17 protein-coding genes are annotated in these 20,489 nt (G+C 53.8%); 3 read left to right on the top strand and 14 right to left on the bottom strand.

The features are described from left to right. Window positions 1-2: 2 nt before the first annotated feature. The 3 genes from Pla144_RS19150 to rpsR form a co-directional block, all read right to left on the bottom strand. On the bottom strand, window positions 3-680 hold the full coding sequence (locus Pla144_RS19150) for an ABC transporter ATP-binding protein (RefSeq protein WP_146452308.1): 678 nt from the start codon (window positions 678-680) through the stop codon (window positions 3-5). A gap of 49 nt (window positions 681-729) precedes the next feature. Next, window positions 730-1,149, bottom strand: a complete 420-nt coding sequence (locus Pla144_RS19145; RefSeq protein WP_146452307.1) for an acyl-CoA thioesterase — start codon at window positions 1,147-1,149, stop codon at window positions 730-732. Between the two features lie 64 nt (window positions 1,150-1,213). Then, window positions 1,214-1,480, bottom strand: coding sequence for a 30S ribosomal protein S18 (gene rpsR / locus Pla144_RS25180; protein ID WP_231936447.1), 267 nt, complete (start codon window positions 1,478-1,480; stop codon window positions 1,214-1,216). Window positions 1,481-1,848: 368 nt separating this feature from the next. On the opposite strand from rpsR, the gene Pla144_RS19135 reads away from it, so the two are divergent. Next, window positions 1,849-3,747, top strand: a complete 1,899-nt coding sequence (locus Pla144_RS19135; RefSeq protein ID WP_146452306.1) for a hypothetical protein — start codon at window positions 1,849-1,851, stop codon at window positions 3,745-3,747. A gap of 21 nt (window positions 3,748-3,768) precedes the next feature. Here Pla144_RS19135 and aroF read toward each other — a convergent pair whose 3' ends face one another. Beyond that, entirely contained in the window at window positions 3,769-4,800 is a 1,032-nt protein-coding gene (aroF, locus tag Pla144_RS19130; protein WP_146452305.1) for a 3-deoxy-7-phosphoheptulonate synthase, read from the bottom strand. A gap of 264 nt (window positions 4,801-5,064) precedes the next feature. Next, entirely contained in the window at window positions 5,065-5,877 is an 813-nt protein-coding gene (locus Pla144_RS19125) for an SDR family NAD(P)-dependent oxidoreductase (protein WP_146452304.1), read from the bottom strand. Between the two features lie 247 nt (window positions 5,878-6,124). Here Pla144_RS19125 and pyk point away from each other — a divergent pair, with 247 nt between their 5' ends. Both pyk and Pla144_RS19115 read left to right on the top strand, forming a co-directional pair. Continuing rightward, complete coding sequence (gene pyk, locus Pla144_RS19120) at window positions 6,125-7,708, top strand: pyruvate kinase (RefSeq protein WP_231936445.1); 1,584 nt, start codon at window positions 6,125-6,127, stop codon at window positions 7,706-7,708. A gap of 106 nt (window positions 7,709-7,814) precedes the next feature. After that, on the top strand, window positions 7,815-9,086 hold the full coding sequence (locus Pla144_RS19115) for an outer membrane protein assembly factor BamB family protein (RefSeq protein ID WP_146452303.1): 1,272 nt from the start codon (window positions 7,815-7,817) through the stop codon (window positions 9,084-9,086). Window positions 9,087-9,101: 15 nt separating this feature from the next. On the opposite strand, the gene Pla144_RS19110 is transcribed toward Pla144_RS19115, so the two are convergent. The 9 genes from Pla144_RS19110 to tilS all read right to left on the bottom strand — a co-directional run bounded on the left by Pla144_RS19110 (window position 9,102) and on the right by tilS (window position 20,346). Continuing rightward, window positions 9,102-9,995 carry a hypothetical protein gene (locus Pla144_RS19110; protein ID WP_146452302.1) on the bottom strand — a complete coding sequence of 298 codons (894 nt, stop codon included), beginning with the start codon at window positions 9,993-9,995 and terminating at the stop codon, window positions 9,102-9,104. Between the two features lie 37 nt (window positions 9,996-10,032). Beyond that, window positions 10,033-10,902, bottom strand: a complete 870-nt coding sequence (locus tag Pla144_RS19105) for an NAD(+)/NADH kinase (protein WP_146452301.1) — start codon at window positions 10,900-10,902, stop codon at window positions 10,033-10,035. Window positions 10,903-10,961: 59 nt separating this feature from the next. Continuing rightward, window positions 10,962-12,860, bottom strand: a complete 1,899-nt coding sequence (gene dxs, locus Pla144_RS19100) for a 1-deoxy-D-xylulose-5-phosphate synthase (RefSeq protein ID WP_146452300.1) — start codon at window positions 12,858-12,860, stop codon at window positions 10,962-10,964. After that, entirely contained in the window at window positions 12,857-13,744 is an 888-nt protein-coding gene (locus tag Pla144_RS19095) for a polyprenyl synthetase family protein (protein ID WP_146452299.1), read from the bottom strand. The genes dxs and Pla144_RS19095 overlap by 4 nt, the downstream gene beginning before the upstream one ends. 10 nt (window positions 13,745-13,754) lie before the next feature. Continuing rightward, complete coding sequence (xseB, locus tag Pla144_RS19090; RefSeq protein WP_146452298.1) at window positions 13,755-14,108, bottom strand: exodeoxyribonuclease VII small subunit; 354 nt, start codon at window positions 14,106-14,108, stop codon at window positions 13,755-13,757. A 13-nt stretch (window positions 14,109-14,121) separates the two neighbouring features. After that, window positions 14,122-15,378, bottom strand: a complete 1,257-nt coding sequence (xseA, locus tag Pla144_RS19085) for an exodeoxyribonuclease VII large subunit (RefSeq protein WP_146452297.1) — start codon at window positions 15,376-15,378, stop codon at window positions 14,122-14,124. Between the two features lie 91 nt (window positions 15,379-15,469). After that, window positions 15,470-15,802 (bottom strand): hypothetical protein, encoded by a 333-nt coding sequence (locus tag Pla144_RS19080; RefSeq protein ID WP_146452296.1) that lies wholly within the window; start codon window positions 15,800-15,802, stop codon window positions 15,470-15,472. Window positions 15,803-15,888: 86 nt separating this feature from the next. After that, complete coding sequence (locus tag Pla144_RS19075) at window positions 15,889-19,119, bottom strand: AsmA-like C-terminal region-containing protein (protein ID WP_146452295.1); 3,231 nt, start codon at window positions 19,117-19,119, stop codon at window positions 15,889-15,891. A gap of 192 nt (window positions 19,120-19,311) precedes the next feature. Then, a complete protein-coding gene (gene tilS, locus Pla144_RS19070) occupies window positions 19,312-20,346 on the bottom strand; it encodes a tRNA lysidine(34) synthetase TilS (protein WP_146452294.1) in 1,035 nt (344 codons plus the stop codon). Between the last annotated feature and the right edge of the window lie 143 nt (window positions 20,347-20,489).

Raw genomic sequence — 20,489 nt, 5'->3', positions numbered from 1 at the left:
ATTCAAACGCACTCCACGAGTCTGCCGTTTTCAAGACTGGAGCGGCGTTGCATCTGTTCGGCCAAAGGTCGGCTGTGAGTTACCACGACGAGCATCGACTTCTGCTCAAGCTGCAAATCCAATAGGAGTCGGGCGACTTCCGCAGCGGTTGTGCCATCGAGGTTTCCCGTAGGTTCGTCGGCCAGCACCAGAACTGGTTTACGAACTAGAGCCCGGGCAATGGCCACGCGTTGCTTTTCGCCTCCCGAGAGTTGAGCAGGCCGATGCAATAGCCGCTGAGACAATCCCACCCGCTCGATGAGTTGCGTTGCCTCGTCAATCTCTAGCTTTCCAGCCGACCCACTACCGAGGAATGGCACCAACACGTTTTCCAAAACCGTGCATTGAGGCAGCAGGTGATGATCCTGAAATACGAATCCGATTTGCTTATTGCGAAACGCTGCTAACAGTGGCTCGGCTAATTTGAAGGGATCTACGTCCCCTATTTTCATTGTTCCCGATGTAGGGCGATCCAATGTGCCGAGAATTGCAAGCAAGGTACTCTTTCCGGAACCACTAGGACCTAAGATCGCTAGGGATTCACCTGGTGCGAGCCTCAGCGAAATATCGACTAGCACCTCGAGCCTAGCTTCGGCGGTGGAGAAGTTCTTCGAGATCGATTCGGCGTTAAGAGCACCCATGCCTCTATTGTGACAAGTGGGCTGTGAGTGGCCAAGCGTCTCGGACTGACTACGCGAGGTACGTCTGCAACTTTTCGCGAATCTCGGCTGGAATGGGGACGGAGGTTATATCTTCGCCTGGTTCGACTTGGCAGCAGACACAGGTGATATTCCCGGCGGCAATTTCCTTGCCGGCAGAAGTCATCTCGAAAGAGTAGCTGATACTTTTTGATCCAAGTCGTGTTACGAGGATCGCGATATCCAAGACTTCTTCGCAACGAACGGGCGATTTAAAGTCGCAAGATGCGGCGACTCGCGGAAAGCTGATTGTTTTCCCAGCGATCTGGGAGTGGACGCTAAGACCGAGCGACCGAATGAATTCATGCTCCGCAGATTCCATGTACTGGAAAAAAGAAGCGAAGTGCATAATCCCGGCCATATCCGTGTCGTGGAATTCCACGAGTCGCTGGGTACGGAATGGCTCGGCCATGTGTGAATGATCCTAGTGCTTTCTCGTATACGAGTTGTCAAAGCACTTAAACATCAGTCGAGGATCAGTTGCCGACGTAAGGCATCAAGGCCATGAAGCGGGCACGCTTGACTGCTTTGGAAACGGCATGTTGGCTAGTCGCCTGGCAACCTGTCTTGCGTCGGCTGACGATGCGGCCGTGGCGATTGGTCAGCTTGCTGAGCATATCCAGATCTTTGTAATCGACAAACATGGGCCGGGGACGCACACCATCAATGAAGATGGGATCCCTCTTGGCAACTTTCTTGATGACTTTTCGCTTCTGAAATCGTGGAGCTCGGGCAGGTTTCACAGGAAGACTATCCTCACGGGAATCGGGGGTGGGTTTGATAATGATCCCTCATTCTAGCAATTTGGCAGGTACTTGCAATTGGCAAAAATTCCGGAAATGCCTCGCGGAATGCCTCCAATACCCACTCCATGGCGGTAGTTCCCTCAGGGAAATACAGTGATGTAAACTACACTTAACGAGAGGACAGAATGCTTTGGACAATCACCTAGCTCCCCTAAAAGCGGTATCCCGGCAAGGATTTCCCTTCCCACAATCGGATCGACTATAATGGAAAATGTCGAAATGAGCAGAATTTGAGGCATCATGTGTCTCGGATGTGATCTTGCCCAGCCCGCCTGCGACTCGCCCTTTTCAGTGAACAGAGAAAAATGAGCGCTGTGGAACTATTCAAAGTTACTTGTGTCACTTGTCAAGCGAAGCTATCGGTACGCGATGCTGCGCTAATTGGTGAGATAGTGGCTTGCCCCCGTTGCGAGAGCATGGTGCTTGTGGAAGCACCGGCCGCCGTGTCGTCCACAATTCCACTTATAAACCACGTGGAAAAGTTAGTTGATCAGCCGGCATCTCCCGCTCTGGAAAGTTCCCAAGTGGATGCTCCTGCAGCAGAGGCTCCAGCTTCTGCAGAGACTGCCAATGTGAAGGTGCCCATGGCTGCTGCGAGCAGCAAGGTGATTCTTTGGTGGATTGCCTATTTTGCTATTGGAGCAAGCGCTACAACAGCATTTCTCGTCTTGCGTCAGCAAGTGGAACCCGAGCCAACTGTGGTAGCTGGATCCGAAGATGTCAACCCTGCTGAGAAACAGCCGAGCCAAATAGCAGAAGAGTCTACCCCCCCACTCAAGCCAACTGAGGAGAATGCAAGCAAGGGCGGTCCTGGTTCTCGCAGTCCGGGGATGACTTCACTCAAGAAGCCTTCTTCGGAACTTGAAGACCCTCCGCAGTCTTCTCCGACCCCACCGAGTACAGAACCATCCGAAGAACTTGTAACCAAAGAGTCGGCAAATCCGACCGAATCCTTAACGCAAGATATTCCTTCACCAAAGCTAGTTGTGGAGTCGCCCGATGAGCCACGCATCGCGCGTAAGTTCGATCCGCTGAGATATGATCTTGAGCAAATGGATCTGACGAACCTTGGCACAACGGATGAAGCGGAACAGTCCACAACGTCCTTGCCAAATCAACCGCCTGCAGAAGAAGTAGAAGCGTGGGATAAACAGGATCCTGCTGAGAAACTGGCGGTTGTCCGTCTGAGCGATGATAACTCCACACAGATAGCAACGCGATCAGCCGAGCCACAACTCGAGTACGCTGTTCCTTCATTGACGTTGAAGGACATGCCGATTACCGATTTTCTAGATCTGATCGGAAGTCTGGCGGGTGTACCAATAAGTGTCTCCCCAATCGAATTGCAAATGGCTGGAATATCCCCCAGCAAGCGAGTTTCACTGGACGCCCAAGAGATACGCCTCGACGAAGCTTTGGCCAAGGTGCTTGGGCCGTTGCACTTGGATGCTACGACTGACGGACCTCAGGTGGTGATTGTGCGAGAGGCTGCATCGAGAATTCGCAAGATCGACTATCCCATCGACGACCTACTTGGTGCACAAACGACTGCGGAGGATTTTGGAGAGTGGATCGAAAAGCTCGTCGCTCCCGAAACTTGGGCGAATGCGGGGGGAATCGGCAAGATAACTGCGACCCCCACCGGGCTGAGTATCGAGCAAGCACAAGGTGTTCATTATCAGATACTCTTTTTCCTAGAACGGATTCGTCTGTCGAAGCAAATGCCTCTCCGGAGTCGCTTTCCTGCGCGACTACTCGTTGCAAAAACTCTTGGACTAGCTATCGCGGATCGAGTGTCCGCCCCTACGACATTTACCTTTACACACGAAACACCATTGGCCGAAGTATTTCGCTATTGGCAGAGCGAAATGGGTTTGGCCGTGCTCGTCGATTGGCCGGCACTGGCGAACGCGAATCTATGGCCCGACTCGCGCATTACTTGCAGCATCACCAACGAGCCATGGCACGCGGCTCTGGATGCTGTGCTCACGCCGCTAGGCCTTGGCTGGCGAGCTAGTCCTGGCGGGACAATTCAAATCACTTCGCAGGCCATCGTGGACATTGAACCCGTGCTCGACATCTACCCTGCCAATCAGTGGCAGGCCACAGCAAACGGCGAAGCTATCGTGATACAGGATCCGGCAAACGAACTCGTGTATGTCCGTGCCAGCGCTGAAGTTCACCGCAAGTTACTTGATCGCTAATTCGCTAGCGGCGGCTTAGTGCTACGCGGGCACCATCGCGCCGAGTTCGCGATCCACCGCTTCGGCAATTCGCCTACATTCACTCATCATCTGCTCGAACTGGGCGAAGTTCAGTGATTGATAGCCGTCGCTCATAGCCTTGTCGGGGTTGGGATGCATCTCGACAATCAGGCCGTCAGCACCTGCTGCGATGGATGCCTTGGCCATGGCGGTGACGAGGCTCGTGTGGCCCGTGCCATGGCTCGGGTCGACAACAATTGGCAAATGAGTTCTTTGCTGTACGTAGGGGACCGTGGCCAACGGGAGCGTGAAGCGCGTGTGGCTCTCGAAGGTGCGAACTCCGCGCTCGCAGAGCATGACGTTTGGATTTCCGCCATCGAGGATATATTCAGCAGCGAGTAAGAACTCGTCGATCGTGGCACTCGGACCTCGCTTTAGTAACACCGCCCGGGGGGATTTGCCCACGGCCTCGAGCAAGCGGTAATTCTGCATATTGCGTGCACCGATCTGCAATACGTCGGCATATTCGCTCACCAAGTCTACGTCGTCGGGTGACACGACTTCGGTGACGATGGCCAGGCCGGTTTCGTCGCGGGCATCGGCCAGCATTTTGAGTCCATCTTCCTTGAGACCTTGGAAGCTGTAGGGACTGGTGCGAGGTTTGAACGCTCCACCACGTAGGGCCGTCGCCCCGGCCGATTTTACGGCGTGGGCACAGGCGAGGATTTGCTCTGCTGTTTCCACGGAACATGGCCCGGCGATCACACCGATAGTACCATTACCCACCGAGAGACTGCCGGCAGTGACGGTGCTGCTTTCAGGTTTGAGTTCGCGGCTGGCCAGCTTGTAGGGAGCGAGGATTGGCAGGACTTCGTCCACCCCAGGACCGCTCTCCAGAGAACTAATCCCCGCGACCCGTTCTTCGCCGACCGCGGCTATCACGGTTCGCTCGGTTCCTTGGATTACATTGGCCTTAAGGCCAAGCGATTCGACATTGGCAATCATGGTGTCGATGTCCTCCTGAGAGGCACTGCGTTTCATTACGATAATCATGGGGGGCTCCGGGGATTAGTAGTGAGTTGTGTGTGAAAAAAACAAGCCCCGAGGACCAAGAGGTGCTCGGGGCTTGTGAGTGTTGTCTACGTATCTCTGTTGAGCAGCTACGCATTACCTCCCGCCCCGCCACCTCTTGTAAAAAAGAAGTAGCGAGTGGAACTAAACCAAAAGTAACCGTAGGTCGACTGCATAACTATATTCTGGTCGCGAACTCCGTTCTTGGCAACAGTTAAAAAGTGCGAAAGTTGGAAAATGATCTGCTCAGCCAGAGGTTGCCTTCTTTAAGAGCCAATCGCCCCAGCTCGGGGAAAGCTGTGCAAGGGCCAGTAGCCAGCGGACCTTCCAAGGCACTACGAGCTCCGAATGTCGGCCCTCGCAGGCCGTAAGGATCCGCTCGGCCAGCCAATCTGGGTCGATCCCTCGGAGCTTCGCGCCGGCCCCCGGTTGTTGGGCGTCATCGGGGATACCAACAGATTTCTCCGCATAGCGCTCCCCGGCGTCGTCGCGTTTGATCGGTCCGGGGCAAACCAACAAGACATGTAGCCCGGCGGGGCCTAATTCCAGTCGAAGTTGTTGAGAGTAGGCACTCAAAGCAAACTTGCTGGCCGGGTACGCACCCAGATAGCGTGGCGCCACTTTGCCTGCCAGTGAGCCAATGTTGACCAAGTGTCCGCTCCGCTCAATCAGCATAGGTGCAAAGGCACGAGTCATACGGACAACGGATAGAAAGTTCACTTCCCACAGCTCTTGAAAATTTGCGGTCGTAGTGTCGAGCACTTCACCACGCGTTGATCGGCCTGCACAGTTGCAGAGCAAGTCTAGTCCACCGAATCGCTGCTCCACTTCGCGGGCAAGTGATTCGACATCCGCTTGACTGGTCACGTCTCCAGGCAGAGCAACAACACTGCCTCCCGTTGCCGAAAGTAAATCGGCTGCTTGTTCGAGTGTTGCCCTGGTTCGCGCATTGAGAAGTACATTTGCGCCATGACTGGCGAGACTCCGCGCAATGGCTAACCCTAAGCCGGACGAGGCACCAGTCACCAAGCAGATCTTGTTTTGCCAACTGTACGACATGGCTTTGGGATTGCAGACTCCCCCACGTTGGGGTGGGCCTAGTACTAATTGTAATGCCTATGCTATCTGCTGACCTGCAAGTGATACTCGCCATTACTCTGGCAGGAGATGTTTTCTAGGTTGCAGAAGTATGGTTTAACTGTAGATTCCAGGCAAGTTGGCCTTCGCCTTGCCATACTATGGGTATTGCACCCAGATTCAACTTTACACCATATCCCATTCAGCGGACACTAAGGCACATTATTGTATGACCGTTCTAAGCACAGATATTCTGCCATCCAACCACCTCTCTCTCCCGCCTGCTGACCCTAGTAAACGACTCGAAGAAATAGGACAACTTATGGACGAGTATAACCTTCCCCTAAGCCGCGTCAAAAAGGCACGCACCAAGATCGTCGCCACGGTTGGGCCCTCTTGCTTTGAACCCTCACAACTGGCGATTCTGGCTCGGAGTGGAGTAAGTGTCTTTCGCCTCAATATGGCCCACGCGGGTCCTGAGCAACAACAACCTCACGTCGATCACATCCGTCAGGTCAGTGAACAACTCAATGAACCATTGGCGATCCTGGTAGATTTGGCTGGCCCCAAGTTTCGACTAGGCGTATTGCCTGACGAGGGGATATTTTGTGGACGCGACGAAACATTCTTCTTGGTGAAGCAGGATCCTTCTTCCCCAAATGAATTGGTTACCAGCTACCAGGCTTTGGTAGATGAACTTTCAGTCGGCGACTTGGTGATGCTGGCGGATGGTACGGTAAGTATGCGGGTAGAAGAATTGCTCCCCGATCGAGCACGACTCCGAGTGGAACAACACGGCATCATTCGAAGTCGCCAGGGCATTAATCTCCCTGGCGTGAAACTGAGTGCACCGGCGATCAGTGTTGAAGATCATCAACACGCGATTTGGGCTGCCAAGGCGGGGATCGACTTTGTAAGTCTCAGTTTTGTTCGCTCCCCGGATGAAGTTCGGACCCTAAAGGATATCCTCAGATCAAATAGTTCAACTGCCCGTGTCATCGCAAAGATCGAAAAACGCGAAGCCCTGGATCGACTCGAAGAAATCGTCGCTGAAGCAGATGGGATCATGGTCGCGCGTGGCGATTTGGGTGTGGAGATCGATGTAGCTGAGATGCCTCTGGCTCAGAAACGAATTATCCGCGTCTGCCACGAGTATCACAAACCAGTCATCATCGCCACGCAGATGCTCGATAGCATGCACGAGTCCCAGCGGCCCACTCGTGCGGAAGCGACTGACGTGGCCAATGCCGTGCTTGACGGAGCTGATGCCTGTATGCTTTCCGGAGAAACAGCTATCGGCAAACACCCGCGTTTAGCCGTGGAAATGATGAATCGCATAGCCCAAGTGACCGAGCAGAGCTTAGAGGGGCAGCCCATCAGACAATGTGCCAAGAAAAATGCAGGAGGGCTGCATGAAGTCACCAGTGCAATCGTACGGGGGGCAGGCACGATGGCTCATAGCCTTAATGCCAAGCTCGTTGTGGTTGCTAGTCACTCCGGCCGCACTGCCTTAGCTTTGTCACAACAGCGAAGTTTCAGTCCCACTATTGGTGTAAGCACCAAAGAATCGACTTTGCGACTCATGTGTCTCTACTGGGGTGTCACGCCACTGCGCAATGCCCCAGCTGAGAACATCGAGCAACTCATCAAATCCACAGACGAATGGGCCTGTCGAGTAGGACTGACGGTAAAAGGAGACCGCATCGTAATTGTCGGTGGTTCTCATCTCACGGCTGGCCAGGGCAACAAAAAGATGTCCAGCGGCGTTCATGATATTGTGGTCGTACACGAAGTGGAAGGACTCACCGAGTAGTTGTAATCGATTGAATTCGGCCGCGCCTTGACGCCGCATCTTGCTTTAGACATTCTGAATCTTTATCCGCAAGTAAGTCGCTTCAAATTGTCTAAGGATTGTCAAGATGTCGTTACTATCGAGATCACTTCGATTGGGCTTCTGCGCGCAACTCGTTCTATTACCTTGCTTGTGTCTTACTGTCTCTGAGGGAACCGGCACTGAGCCGTACTGGAATCAATTTCGCGGTCCGCATGGCGACGGAGAAACATCGATCGAATTGCCTTCTGAATTCGGCGAGTCAGATCGTGTCACCTGGAAAACGCCAATCCATGACAAAGGCTGGTCGTCGCCTGTAGTGTGGGGCGATCAAATCTGGCTAACTACGGCTACGGAAGATGGGAAGAAACTCTACGCTGTTTGTGTAAATGCCGACACGGGAGCCATCGAGTACGATATTCTCGTTTTTGAGGTTGCCGAGCCAAAGTTTTGTCATCCTACAAATAGCTATGCATCGTGCACGCCGTTCGTCGAGGAAGGTCGAGTCTACGTTCATTTTGGTGAGTATGGTACGGCTTGTCTCGATACCAACACAGGCGAAAAGCTCTGGGAGCGACGCGATTTCGTCTGCGAAGATTTTCGTGGACCAGCTTCTTCTCCCATTGTCGATGGTGATCGGTTATTTCTGCTTTTCGATGGAATCGACAATCAATTCGTCGTTGCTCTCGATAAACACACGGGCGAGACAATCTGGAAAACGATTCGAGATATCGACTATGGCACCGAAGAAGGCGACTACAAGAAGGGGTACTGCACCCCGACGCTAATCGAAGTTGACGGCCAGAAGCAGATCATTTGCCCTGCGGCGGTTGAAACCATCGCCTATGACCCTGCGACTGGCGAGGTCATTTGGCGGATTCGACACGAAGGTATGAATGCCGCTGCCCGACCCCTCTATGAAAATGGCATGGTCTATATCTCGGCAGGCGATGGAGAAACAAGTCTTGTCGCACTGAATCCAGAAGGCACGGGGGATGTAACGGAATCCCATATCTCATGGAACACAGGAAAAGCCGTGCCCGAGCGATCTTCATTAATCGTCGCCAACGATCGACTATATATGACCAGCGACAGTGGTGTACTTTCGTGCCTCGATGCATTAACTGGCGAGTCGATCTGGGTCAAACGCTTGACCGGCGAGTATTGGGCGTCACCACTCCTGGCCGGAGAGAACCTCTACTTTTTCAGCAAAGACGGAAAAGTCTCTGTGATTGCTGCCGCGGACGAATATCGGCTGGTCGCAGAGAATCAGTTTTCAGATGGATTCAACGCCTCGCCTGCGGTTATTGACGATGCAATCATCCTGCGCTCGTTTACGCATCTCTATCGGATCGAGTAGGTCCGGCTGGGTAATTCACTTTGGCTTTCGTGCCAAGCGTTCGTCGGCCTTGAGGAGTCGTTCTTTCACTCGTGAGACATGGTGCAAGACGCTCGAATCTCCCGCAAAACCCAAAATGCGGCGGTCGACTTCATGCTGTTGCGAAGCAATGCGACCTTTCTCGATATCGAAGCGCACGGTTCCCTTAGTTAGCCGTTCTACGAGGTTTGATTCTACAAACGCACTGACGGGGGTGAGGATCTGATACTCGACGCTGATTGTTGCGATGCCATTTTTGACAGATTCAAGCGTGCAAACCCGTCGAGTACGGACTTTAGTTACAGCACCACTCTTTGACTCAGCAGGAACATCATACGACTCGTCCCATTGCTCGCCTACCGCGACTGGCGCGTCAGGCAGTCGCAGGGTGATCGGCATGTCGTCGGTAACGGGGGGTTGGGGATGCTTTTCTTCGCGGGAAACAATCTCTCCGCTGGGAGTGATTCGAATTACCGAGAGGGGTACACCCACCGCCCGGGCGACTTGTTCAAAACCTGCTGGGGGAGATGTGTCACTTTCACTGTCGAACTCGACCAGCGCCCGATTGGGGACACGATTACTCATCCGCACTACCTCAACCAGATGCACGAATTCCATTTCCCCATTAGGAAGGACGTCGGTCACCTTCCAAGATTTGATCGAATCACTCTTGGTTTCGGCTTGCTCGGTGGTCCCTTCCATCGTGCTGCGAATGTCGGCCGTATGATCCACACGATAGCGGAGTACTTCCCCGAGTTGAAACTTATAGGTAAGTGAGAATTCCTCGGCCGAATCGGAGGCTTCTTCTGTTGCCCTCGCGATGTCTGTCGCGATAAAAGAGACGGAAAAAAGCAGCAATAGAATGATGGGGGAGGTTTTTAAGTTGGGCATCCTTGCACCTCTGAGATTTAGAAACGAGTGTTACTGATTAGTCATCGCGCGGTAGGCGACCACCCCAGCCCAGCTTTTCGCGAAGCGTGCGGTAGTAGCCATAACCTGCAATTTCGATTAATTGAAACTGCGCCTTGCTCCGAGTGATACGTATGCGGTCGGCGGTAGTCGGCTGGCATAGCACTTTGCCATCTACTACCAGGGACGTTCCTTCATGGGGTTGCGGAACGACCAACTCAAACACCCGCTCGGCTGAATCGACAACAGGACGGTTCGTAAGCGTATGCGGGCTGATCGGCGAGATGACGAAGGCCTGCAAATCTTTGCGCAGGATAGGCCCCCCCGCCGACAGGCTATGAGCCGTCGAGCCTACGGGTGTGCTGACGATCAAGCCGTCGCAACTATAAGTTGTTACTAATTCAGAGTCAACGTAAAGCTGTACCTCGATAATCTTGAAGGGAGGGCCTGCTAGCACTGAAGCTTCGTTGAGCCCGAGCGATCTGTGAACGGTTTTCCCCTTCGAAATCACTTCACACTCGAACATCAGATGCGAAATCACCCGGTACTCGCCCGCCGCAATTTGGGGCAATAGCTTTGGGAGGAGTTCTGGCTGCAGATCAGCCAGGAACCCAAGATGTCCCAGATTCACCCCCAGAATTGGCAACTGCTGATACCCTAGTCGATGGGCGGCGCGGAGCATCGAGCCATCGCCGCCCAGCACAATCGCAAAATCGATATTGTCTGCAGGCAACTCGCCGTTGAAATCTTCGAGTGCAACGACTTCGACGTGCTTCTCCACCAACGGCCGCAACTCGACGGCTTGCTCCAAGAGATGAGGGCGGCTCTCATCCACGAGCATCAACACCCGTGGACGGGTTCCTACCGACTTCTTGGCTGCGGTTGACATACTACCAGCATACCAACGAGGAGGGGTGCCGACGAGAGCAGGGGGGATGACAAGTAATTCTAGGTATGAATAACTTGATTGCCCGCTATCTCCCGACAAGTCCGCAAAATTCCTTCGACATCCATACTCAGATCTGCCAATAGTTCGTCGCGTTCGCCGTGCTCGACGTAGAAATCGGGGATGCCAAGTCGACGAATGCGGCTAGTGTCGATTCCCGCATCGGCTGCGGCTTCGAGTAATGCACTGCCGAAGCCACCTGCCAATGCGGCCTCTTCCACAGTCACGACGAAGTTGCAATCACGAATCGTTTGCAAGATCGTTTCAGTGTCGAAAGGCTTGAGGAAACGGGCATTGATGACAGCCACATCGAGGCCCTCATTCTGCAATCGGTTAGCCACCTCTAAGCAACGATTGGCGAGCGGGCCATAGCTGATTAGACATCCGTCGGTTCCAGCACGAAGGACTTCGCTCCTGCCTAACTCAATAGCGGGAAACTTGCGGGGAATCTCTACGGCAGTCGCCTTGGGATAGCGGATCGCACACGGACCGTCGTGCTGTAGGGCGAAATCAAGCATGGCCGGCAATTCTAGAGCATCTCCTGGGCTCATGATGACCATGTTTGGGAACACGCGCAGATAGCCCAGATCAAACACACCGTGGTGCGTGGGACCATCGGGGCCAGCAAGCCCGCCACGATCCAACATAAACGTGACCGGCAGATTCTGCAGCGCCACTTCTTGGAAGATGTGGTCGTAGGCGCGCTGGAGGAAAGTACTGTAGATGTCCACGACTGGGCGCAGGCCAACCTTTGCTTGGCCGGCGGCAAAGGCGACCGTATGCGCCTCGCAGATGCCGGTGTCAAAAAAGCGTTCCGGGAACGCGTCCCGGACCTTTTCGAGCTTGTTACCTTGACACATGGCCGCGGTTAGCACAGTTACATTGGGATTGGTGCGCATTTGCGACTCGATGGCCTCGGCTGCCACGTGAGTAAACGCGCGCGATGTGCTTTTCTTGAGAACAACCTTCCGTTCGTCCCGCTTCTCAAACTGCGGTGGAGCATGGAACAGCACGGGATCATCTTCCGCGGGCTTAAAGCCGTGACCCTTTTCAGTAACCACATGCAGAAGCACTGGACCCTCGCCTCGTTGGGCCATCCTCAAATACTTACGGAGCAAACCAATATTGTGTCCGTCGATGGGGCCGACATAGCGGAATCCCATGTCCTCGAACATCATCCCGCCGCTGAGCCCCGCCTTGGCAGCCTCTTTGAGTTGCACCAGGAAGCGTTCGGTTGGATCTCCGAAGAGCGGTACACGACCGAGGATCTTGGCGATTTCGTCCTTGAAGCCAGTGTACATGGGATTCATTCGCAGGCGATCGAGGTAGTCTGCCATGCCTCCCACACGCGGACAGATCGACATTCGATTGTCGTTCAGAATCACCAGCATTTTATCGCTTTGTCGCCGGGCATTGTTAAGAGCCTCGAACACTACCCCCGAGGGGAATGCACCATCACCGATAACCGCCACTGAGAAGCGATTTTCGTCAGGTCGCAGCAGGTCGTCCCCACTAGCCAACCCAAGGGCCGTTGAAACACTCGCCCCTGCATGCCCTGTCATGAACAGGTCAAATTCACTCTCGGCGGGGTTGGGGTAGCCCATGAGTCCCCCCTTAGTACGCATCGTGTGAAATTGCCCGTAGCGTCCAGTGAGCAGTTTGTGGGGATAAATCTGGTGACCCGTGTCCCAGATCAGGCGATCGCGTCGAAAATCGAATGTGGTGTGCAGGGCAATGCACAATTCAACGACGCCAAGATTTGAAGCAAAGTGTGCGCTGCGGCAAGCGATGAGATTGCACAACACATCGCGAATTTCAACGGCCAGCCGTTCCAACTGCGGCAGAGAGAGTTTCTCCATGTCGCTGGGTTGCGTGATCGTAGGGAGGATTTCTGGGGTCACGTATTTCGTTGCCTCACAAAGAGTGCAAGTTCGCGCAAAGGTGTTGCTTGTTCACCGAAAATCTCAAGTGAGACACATGCATTCTCGATGAGTTTTTCAGCGAGTGCCTGGCTCGCTTCGATTCCCAGGATGGCCGGATAGGTATTCTTTCCTTTGTGGGCGTCTTTGCCAAGTCGTTTGCCCATGTTGTTTTCTGAGCCGGAGACGTCCAGCAAATCATCGATCACCTGGAATGCAAGCCCCAGGTTATCACCGTAATCGTCAAGTGCCGCCAGTTGTCCGTCCGAGGCGTCGGCGATCATCGCTCCCAGTCGGAGCGACACTCGAAACAAGGCTCCCGTCTTGCGACGATGAATAGCTTCTAACTCAGCGAGCGAACATTGCTGGAATTCGCTGCCCAGGTCTGCCGCCTGTCCTCCCACCAGCATGGTAGCTCCGACTGCGCGACCCAGTTCCGCACAACAACGGGCTGCACATTCGGGGGGGTGAACATCTTTGGCTAAGAGTTCAAACGCACGGGCCTGAAGGGCATCTCCAACCAGCGTGGCGGTCGCTTCGTCAAACTGCTTGTGGCAGGTAGGTCTTCCCCGACGGAGATCATCGTCGTCCATCGCGGGGAGGTCGTCATGCACCAGTGAGTAGGCATGAATCATCTCGACAGCAACTGCCGCTGGCATGGCGGCACGAATATCGCCGCCACAAACATCGCATGCCATCAAAACCAACTGAGGTCGCAGTCGCTTGCCAGGAGCCAGCAGGCTGTACTCGATAGCTTCGCGTAGTCGATCGGGACAATCAGAATCAAATTGAACCGCCGCGCTGAGGGCAGCCTCAATCTCACGGCGATAACTTCCAAGACCTGACGGTGTTGTCGAAAGACTCATCTTATACATTCTAAAAGAGCGAGGAGTCGTCGTCCACTTCACTCGCTGAACGGCGTTTCCCTGCAGAACTGCGTCTTCGACTACGGGCATCCCCCTTTGCGGTCAATGATTCCTCATCCTCTGCTGCAAAAGACTCTGTTACGGCATTCCCGTCTGCGTCGAGACCTGTAACGAGCGCGATGCGTCGCTCGGCACTACGCAACAGCTCATTACACTGTTTCAGATGCCGCATGCCGGACTCATAGTGTTCGAGTGATTCCTCCAGGCCCAGCTTGCCACTTTCGAGCTTGCCGACGATTCCCTCAAGCTCTTTGAGCGACTGCTCAAAAACCGGTTGCTCTTGTGTTGTTTTTTTCTTCGCCAATGGAAAGGCCCTCTCATTTGGTTTTTGCCGAAGGGAGCGTCGAAACCTCCTCGACTGTACTAATAACCGCACCCTCGGCCAATCTGGTAACTATCGATTGTCCCTTTTTGATCTGCTTGGCCGAGGTGATGAGTCGCTTTGTGGCTCGATCTTGGGTAAGACTGTACCCCCGTTCCAAGACTGCCAATGGATTGAGCGAATCGAGTTTGCCGCCAGCATTAGCAAGACGACTTTCCTGGTCACGCAGCACTGACTTCATTGCAATTTGCAATCGAGTGGCAAACTCATCCACCTGCCGACTCAGATTCCGCACCGCATCTTCGGGGCGGGATAGGGCAGGGCGGCTAGCAAGGCTTTCGAGCCGTTGCCGCCAGGTAGAAACTTGATTCGAAAATGCCCGCTCAATCCGCGTACTCATGTTCCGTAAGATTTGGCTCACATCCTGCGCCGACGGAACCACCCGCTCCGCCGCCTCGCTGGGAGTGAGTGCCCGCACGTCGGCGACATGGTCGGCGAGCGTCACATCAATTTCATGCCCGACGGCCGAGATGGTAGGAATGCGTGATGCCGCAATTGCCCGGACAACTACTTCCTCGTTGAAGCACCACAGGTCTTCCAAGCTACCTCCACCACGACCAACCACTAATACGTCGAGCACTGGAGTAACGCGGTTTGCCAGGCGGATGCCCGCCGCGATCTCTGCCGCAGCCCCATCCCCTTGCACCCGCGATGGGAAGATCAGCACTTCAACTCCGCGCCAGCGGCGGTCGAGCACTTCCACAAAATCGCGGATCGCTGCACCCGTGGGGCTGGTCACAAATCCAATCCGCCGAGGAAACGCCGGCAAGGGTCGTTTGCGGTCGGCATCGAACAACCCTTCAGCAGCAAGTTTCTCACGGAGTTTACGTAGTGCAAGTTCCAATGCCCCTACACCGCGCGGCTGCACCTCTTCGACCACGAGTTGGTAACTCCCTCGCGGGGGATAGACATCGAGGTGCCCCCGGCAGACAATCTCCAACCCATCGGCTAGCTCAAACTTGAGTCTCGCCGCTGTGTTCTTCCAGACAACGCCTCGCAATTGAGCTGCATCATCTTTCAAGGTGAAATAGCAATGCCCTGACTGGGGACGAGAGAAATTCGAGAGTTCCCCAGCAACCCACACCGAGGAAAACCGCGTTTCAACAACCCCCTTAAGTTGTGCGGTAAGCTGCGATACAGACAAGACACCCGCGTCGGTCGAATTATCAGCGGAGAGAGGGTTCGTGGGCATGGAATGCAGAAGCAGTACGTGGGCGTAATAATGTTTCGCCCCATTCTAACGCAAGACGTAGATACCGCTACCGCCCCGGGATATCAGCCATTCAGCCTGTCAGATCCAACGAACTGCCACTGATTCCGGTGGGATCCTTCGACTGCCGCTCTTTAGAAGGCTCAGACGAATATTCTTCTTCGGATTTGTCATGATCTTCGTTCGACTTCCAGAAGCTGCGACCGTCGGCATCGCGTTCGGAGGTGCCCTGGTCCTCATCCGTTGTGCCAATTCCGGCGGCCTGTTCGGCGCTGTCGTCTGTTGCAGTCTGGCGAGCCTGGGCACTGGCATCGCGCTGGCTGCGTTCGGTTTCGCTGCCGGAGGTCTGAGATAGCGGAGCACCGGCTGCGCTGCCGATTAACCCCCCCATAGGTCCCACAGTCATGATCCAGCTCCTTTTAGTCAAGAGTCATAGCATAGAGTCTCGAACAAGAAATTTGGCTCCAGACCCTAAACACTTAACTCAACCTGCTATTTTCCTGGCATGGCTCCTTGCGGTTGCAAGCGCCCTGCTTGCCTGATTCGTGAGGTATCCGTCGTTGTATCGAGATCGTCTTGAATTTGTTGAATCAGTTTATTAATTCCAGGCAGGGCCTGGGTATGAATCTGCGGATTGCTCATCGTGCCGTCGACGTACATCTTCATCATGGATTCGCCGAAACGGTCAAAGATGTTTTTCACTAGGGGAATTCGCAAGTCATTTCGACCGACGACGCCATGAAAGACCAAATTGAGTTCCTGATCAAAATTCGTAGTTCCCTGGCCATAAAGGCTTACTGCATCACCCAGGAAATCGAACTGATCCAAATAGATATGCGGCCCATCGATACGGAATTTCATCTTGCTCTGATTGAAGGCGGTTGTGTCGGGCGAGCCATTGCGCAGGACCTTAAGCATTCCTACCAAGATGGGAAGCTCGTAGATATTTGCCTCGGTGATCTGGACCTCGCCATCCCCCACCAGCGACAACCGTGATCTGCCTGAGCCACGCAGATTGAAGCTGGCTGCGACCTTGCCATTGAAAGCCTGTTGCCCTCGGAATCGTTCGATCATCATTCTCATTAAACTTGCGTCCGTCAGTGTTGCCTCAACACCATACTTGGGCAATTCTTCAAAAGTGACCCAGCCATCAGCCGCAACTGTTCCGTCGTAGACTCGAGCCGTCAGATGCCGGACAGGTAGATTTTGCTTTTCGCAGGCCCAGCGTCCAATCAAACAGTTGCCATCGTCAATCCACAATGGACCTCGCACATCTACGAATTGCACGTCCTGATAGGTGACTGAATCGAGATTGAGTTCTCCGGACTCTTCACACTTCTTCCCGTCGCAATAACCTCGCAATCTCATCGAGCCGTGAATATTTTCTAAGTCGATCCCGGCTTGCAGGCTGGCTTCCGTACAATCAACCTGCAGGTCCCATTGCGAAGCAACCACTGCTGTTGGATCAGCAGGCTTGGAAAAGCGTATCACTGCATTGCTGAGTCCAAAGTTGCTGCCTGATGGCCTCAGTTGTTCCATGAGTTTCTGGAGCCTCGCAGGTAGGGCAACGACCAGGTCGCGGCGGGGCGTGAGACGATCTGCAGTGAGGCCCTCCAACTGCATATACCAACTGCCATCGGCACGGAACTCCCCATTCCCTTTGGTACGCAAAGTTGTTCGTCCGTGTTGGGCCCTCACATCTTCCATGAGAACTTTTCCGTCTCGGTAGGTAATGGTTCCTGCGATACCATCCATAAGATAGGGAAAGAAACTTGGCTGAATGCTTGCTGATTCTGGTCGCGGCTGGACAGCCACACGGATAGATGGCTTCTCCAGACCGGTCATGTGATAGATCTCGGCCACAAGATCTACTCGTCCACGTGGACGCAATTCCTTCCAGGCTTTCTGCACTTGAGGAGGCAGAGCTCGCAACAGATCGTCATCGAAGGGGATTTCTTTGCCAATGAACTGTAGAGCAAGTTCGTTGCCTTGATCAGTAGGCACAAGTTTCCCTTGACATTGGACGTTGCGTGAACCACCAGAAACTAAATTGCTGAAGGTCCAGTGATTGTCCTCGGCCTGAATCGATCCCCTGATCCCACTCAGTGGATAAGGAAACTTTTCGTAATTTACCCTGCAATTCACGAGTTCCAGATTCAGAGAAGAAAAGGGTTTAAGTTGCCCCGGCAAGGTGCGATCGATTCGCCAGCGGACGTTGATTCTCCCCTCGGGATGCATCGATTGAATCACCTCTTTGGTCTTGCCCGGCAAAGCATTGACCATGCGATCTTCGATTTCAACATTTTCACCCACGATTTCCATCCACCCTAAGGCGCCCGGCTGAGGATCAAAAACCTGCCCAGTAAATTTCAAGGGCTGGCCGCCGCCGTACCCAATCAGATTGATGTTTAATATGGCAGGCTGGGTGGCACCGGCGGGCGCGTAACTCAGCGTGCCAGAGCCATCACTGACCCGATAAGCAAACTTGTCCGACTCAAACGCCAGATTTCGACCTGTAAGCGTTACGCCAGGCCTCCATTTCATTCCATCAAAGGTGAGTTGGACGTCTGCATCGACGGTTCCCGATGGCTTGTACTTAATCCATTCTTCCTGCATCATCGACGGAAGCGAGCTAAAAAGCTGTTTGTCGAGCGATACATTCTCCGCGCGCAGTGCCATGCTCATTGGTGCTGCGATTTTCCAGCCCTTCCGCTCCAATTGCAATGCCACGCCAGCCGACCCACAGTTACAGCGCAATCCATCGACAAAGGTGGTGTCACCTTCGATTCGAATTTCACAGGAGAGATCCGTGAGAGGTCGGGCAAGTCGATGGTGCTCCAGTCTCCCCTCACTCAGTGCGAGGCTGGCCGACACTTGCGGAGTATTTTCTCCAGCGAAATCATGCGCAACCGAGAAATTCCCGCTGACGGCGCCTTGGAGTTGGACCGCATCCACCTGAGGACCCAAGAGAGCAGTGCCCCAAGAAAGAATCTCTTTAGAAAGTTTCAGCTCAGCCAGTTTTCCGGTGAGTTCAAGCCTTTGCTGCCGAAAGTCGCACAAAGCCTGGAATTCTGCTTTACGAAAATGGGGGCCTCCCAAGATACCCTTAACTTGAAATATACCAAGACAGGGTGTGGCACTCTCGGGCTGATTAACTGCGAGGGCTGTATCTCCCGTTGGCGACGAAGGCTCTGCTTGAATCGTGAGGTCAACATCGCGCAGCGAGAGTGGTGCGGCCATCGGATGCATTTGGTCGACTAGTGTGATACGTGCATCTTCGATCGAAATCTGAGGAGGTCGCTTACCGCAGCTTGGTGGAGGCCAAAGCGACTGCAGATTCCACTTGCCGCTTGGCGCACGAGATACCCATAGTTCCGGATGACGAACTAATATTCGTCTTATTTGCGGAGGGCCTCTGACAAGTTGACTCAGTTCGACGTCACATTCCAACAATATTTCGTCGATGACGAGAAGGTTGTTTTGAAGTTGGTTGCTGGTAGTCTCGGAGATCACCAGATTGTGTATGGCGATGCCTTGGTTTTCCACCAGTCGCGCCCCACCCACGCTGATATTCAGATGGGGAAACTGCTTCGAAAGAGTTTCTTGGACTTGGAAACGGATTTCATTGTCCATGCGGGAATAGAGATACACCCCTATCCCCACCACCGCGATCACGACCAGGATCACGCCGAGCTTAAAGAAATACCAGCTAGTGTTGATCAACCACGTCAGGATGATTCAATTCCTTGAATGAATTGTTTTGGGCGCAGCGCAGCAAATGGGCACAGGAGATAGTGACCATTTAACTTCGCAGCTTCCCACGTTTGCGCATTTTGGGAGCGGAATACTAGATACCGGGCAAAGCACCGGTCAAGGCTGCTGCCGGGTTCATGACGATCTGATCAGCGTGTGCAGCTAGCTATGCTGCCACTCGAGGTGCAAGCGATTCTCGATAACCTGTGCTCGCACATTTCCCGGCAGGTTCAGGACCCTGTTGCTAGCAGGGCTGAGGACAAGATCCGCAAGTTTGCACCACCAGTCAAAATTCATCTCCTGCTCGGCCAGGCCGGATTCGCGCCAGGCGATGCGCAAAGCCTCACGTATCAGGATTTCAGGCCGATTTGCCAGTGCTGCGATATTCAGCTTCAGGCGGGTTGTTCCGTTCTGGGCATCGGCAGGGCTCCCTCTCAAGCTATGGGACAAGAGTTTGCGGGCCTCAGCCTCAAGGAAAGATTGAATCTCGAGGGCTTGTTCTGACAATCGCAAAATCGCACGGTCTACTTTCTCATCGTAATTGCTACGTAAGAGAGGTAGTAGTTCGTTTCGCAGTCGGTTGCGCACAAACTGGCTATCTGTGTTGCTCTGATCGTTGCAGAACGACTGCTCCCTTTCGGAAAGGTAAGCCAAGATTTCATTGCGGGTGCATGAGAGCATCGGGCGAATCAGTGAGAGTGTCGGAGTCAACCCTCTGACGCGACTCATGCCTGCTATTCCACGTATTCCGGTTCCTCGTAACAGGCGAAACAAGATCGTTTCGACCTGATCGTTTTGAGTGTGGGCAAATGCGAGGTAGCGGATTCCACATCGTTCGGCAGCCTGCGTGAGCAAGGCGTATCGTTCGTGGCGAGCGGCCGCCTCGATTCCATCACCTTCTTTTCGAGCACGGCGAGCGACATCTCCCTGGAGAGCCTCAAATGGAATTTCGAGTTTCCTACAAAGTTCTTCGCACCAATGCTGCTCGCCGTCGGAGGCTTCACCTCGTAAGTGATGGTTGACGTGCAACGCGAACAGTTCGCCACTACCGCCATTCGATTGCTTGATCTCTTCCAACGAACGCAGCAGTGCTACGCTGTCGGCTCCACCCGAGAGGGCAATACCTATATTCACATCCTTCCAGGTCGCTGGGGGCCAGGAAGAGCCAATCTTTTGGACGAGAGCTGTGGGATTCACGTGGAGACCCTAAGAAAGGCCGGGATTTTACCGAAACAATTAGTCTACCCTTACTGCCCGGAATAAAACCACCTTTTCCTAATCCTCAAACTCGCTCTCAGGTTGCGTAATTCTGCAAGTGTCTGCCAATTGGAGTTGACCTA

The organism is Bythopirellula polymerisocia, assembly GCF_007860015.1.
Classification (GTDB): domain Bacteria; phylum Planctomycetota; class Planctomycetia; order Pirellulales; family Lacipirellulaceae; genus Bythopirellula; species Bythopirellula polymerisocia.
This window is presented reverse-complemented; position numbering and strand designations above follow the sequence as displayed.

Bases quoted from the DNA above. Each gene is read 5' to 3' on its own strand.
- pyk (WP_231936445.1), top strand. From the start codon at position 6,125: ATGACCGTTCTAAGCACAGATATTCTGCCATCCAACCACCTCTCTCTC.
- Pla144_RS19115 (WP_146452303.1), top strand. From the start codon at position 7,815: ATGTCGTTACTATCGAGATCACTTCGATTGGGCTTCTGCGCGCAACTC.
- xseA (WP_146452297.1), bottom strand. From the start codon at position 15,378: ATGCCCACGAACCCTCTCTCCGCTGATAATTCGACCGACGCGGGTGTC.
- Pla144_RS19095 (WP_146452299.1), bottom strand. From the start codon at position 13,744: ATGAGTCTTTCGACAACACCGTCAGGTCTTGGAAGTTATCGCCGTGAG.
- Pla144_RS19080 (WP_146452296.1), bottom strand. From the start codon at position 15,802: ATGACTGTGGGACCTATGGGGGGGTTAATCGGCAGCGCAGCCGGTGCT.
- Pla144_RS19150 (WP_146452308.1), bottom strand. From the start codon at position 680: ATGGGTGCTCTTAACGCCGAATCGATCTCGAAGAACTTCTCCACCGCC.
- Pla144_RS19105 (WP_146452301.1), bottom strand. From the start codon at position 10,902: ATGTCAACCGCAGCCAAGAAGTCGGTAGGAACCCGTCCACGGGTGTTG.
- Pla144_RS19135 (WP_146452306.1), top strand. From the start codon at position 1,849: ATGAGCGCTGTGGAACTATTCAAAGTTACTTGTGTCACTTGTCAAGCG.
- Pla144_RS19145 (WP_146452307.1), bottom strand. From the start codon at position 1,149: ATGGCCGAGCCATTCCGTACCCAGCGACTCGTGGAATTCCACGACACG.
- aroF (WP_146452305.1), bottom strand. From the start codon at position 4,800: ATGATTATCGTAATGAAACGCAGTGCCTCTCAGGAGGACATCGACACC.
- Pla144_RS19125 (WP_146452304.1), bottom strand. From the start codon at position 5,877: ATGTCGTACAGTTGGCAAAACAAGATCTGCTTGGTGACTGGTGCCTCG.
- Pla144_RS19110 (WP_146452302.1), bottom strand. From the start codon at position 9,995: ATGCCCAACTTAAAAACCTCCCCCATCATTCTATTGCTGCTTTTTTCC.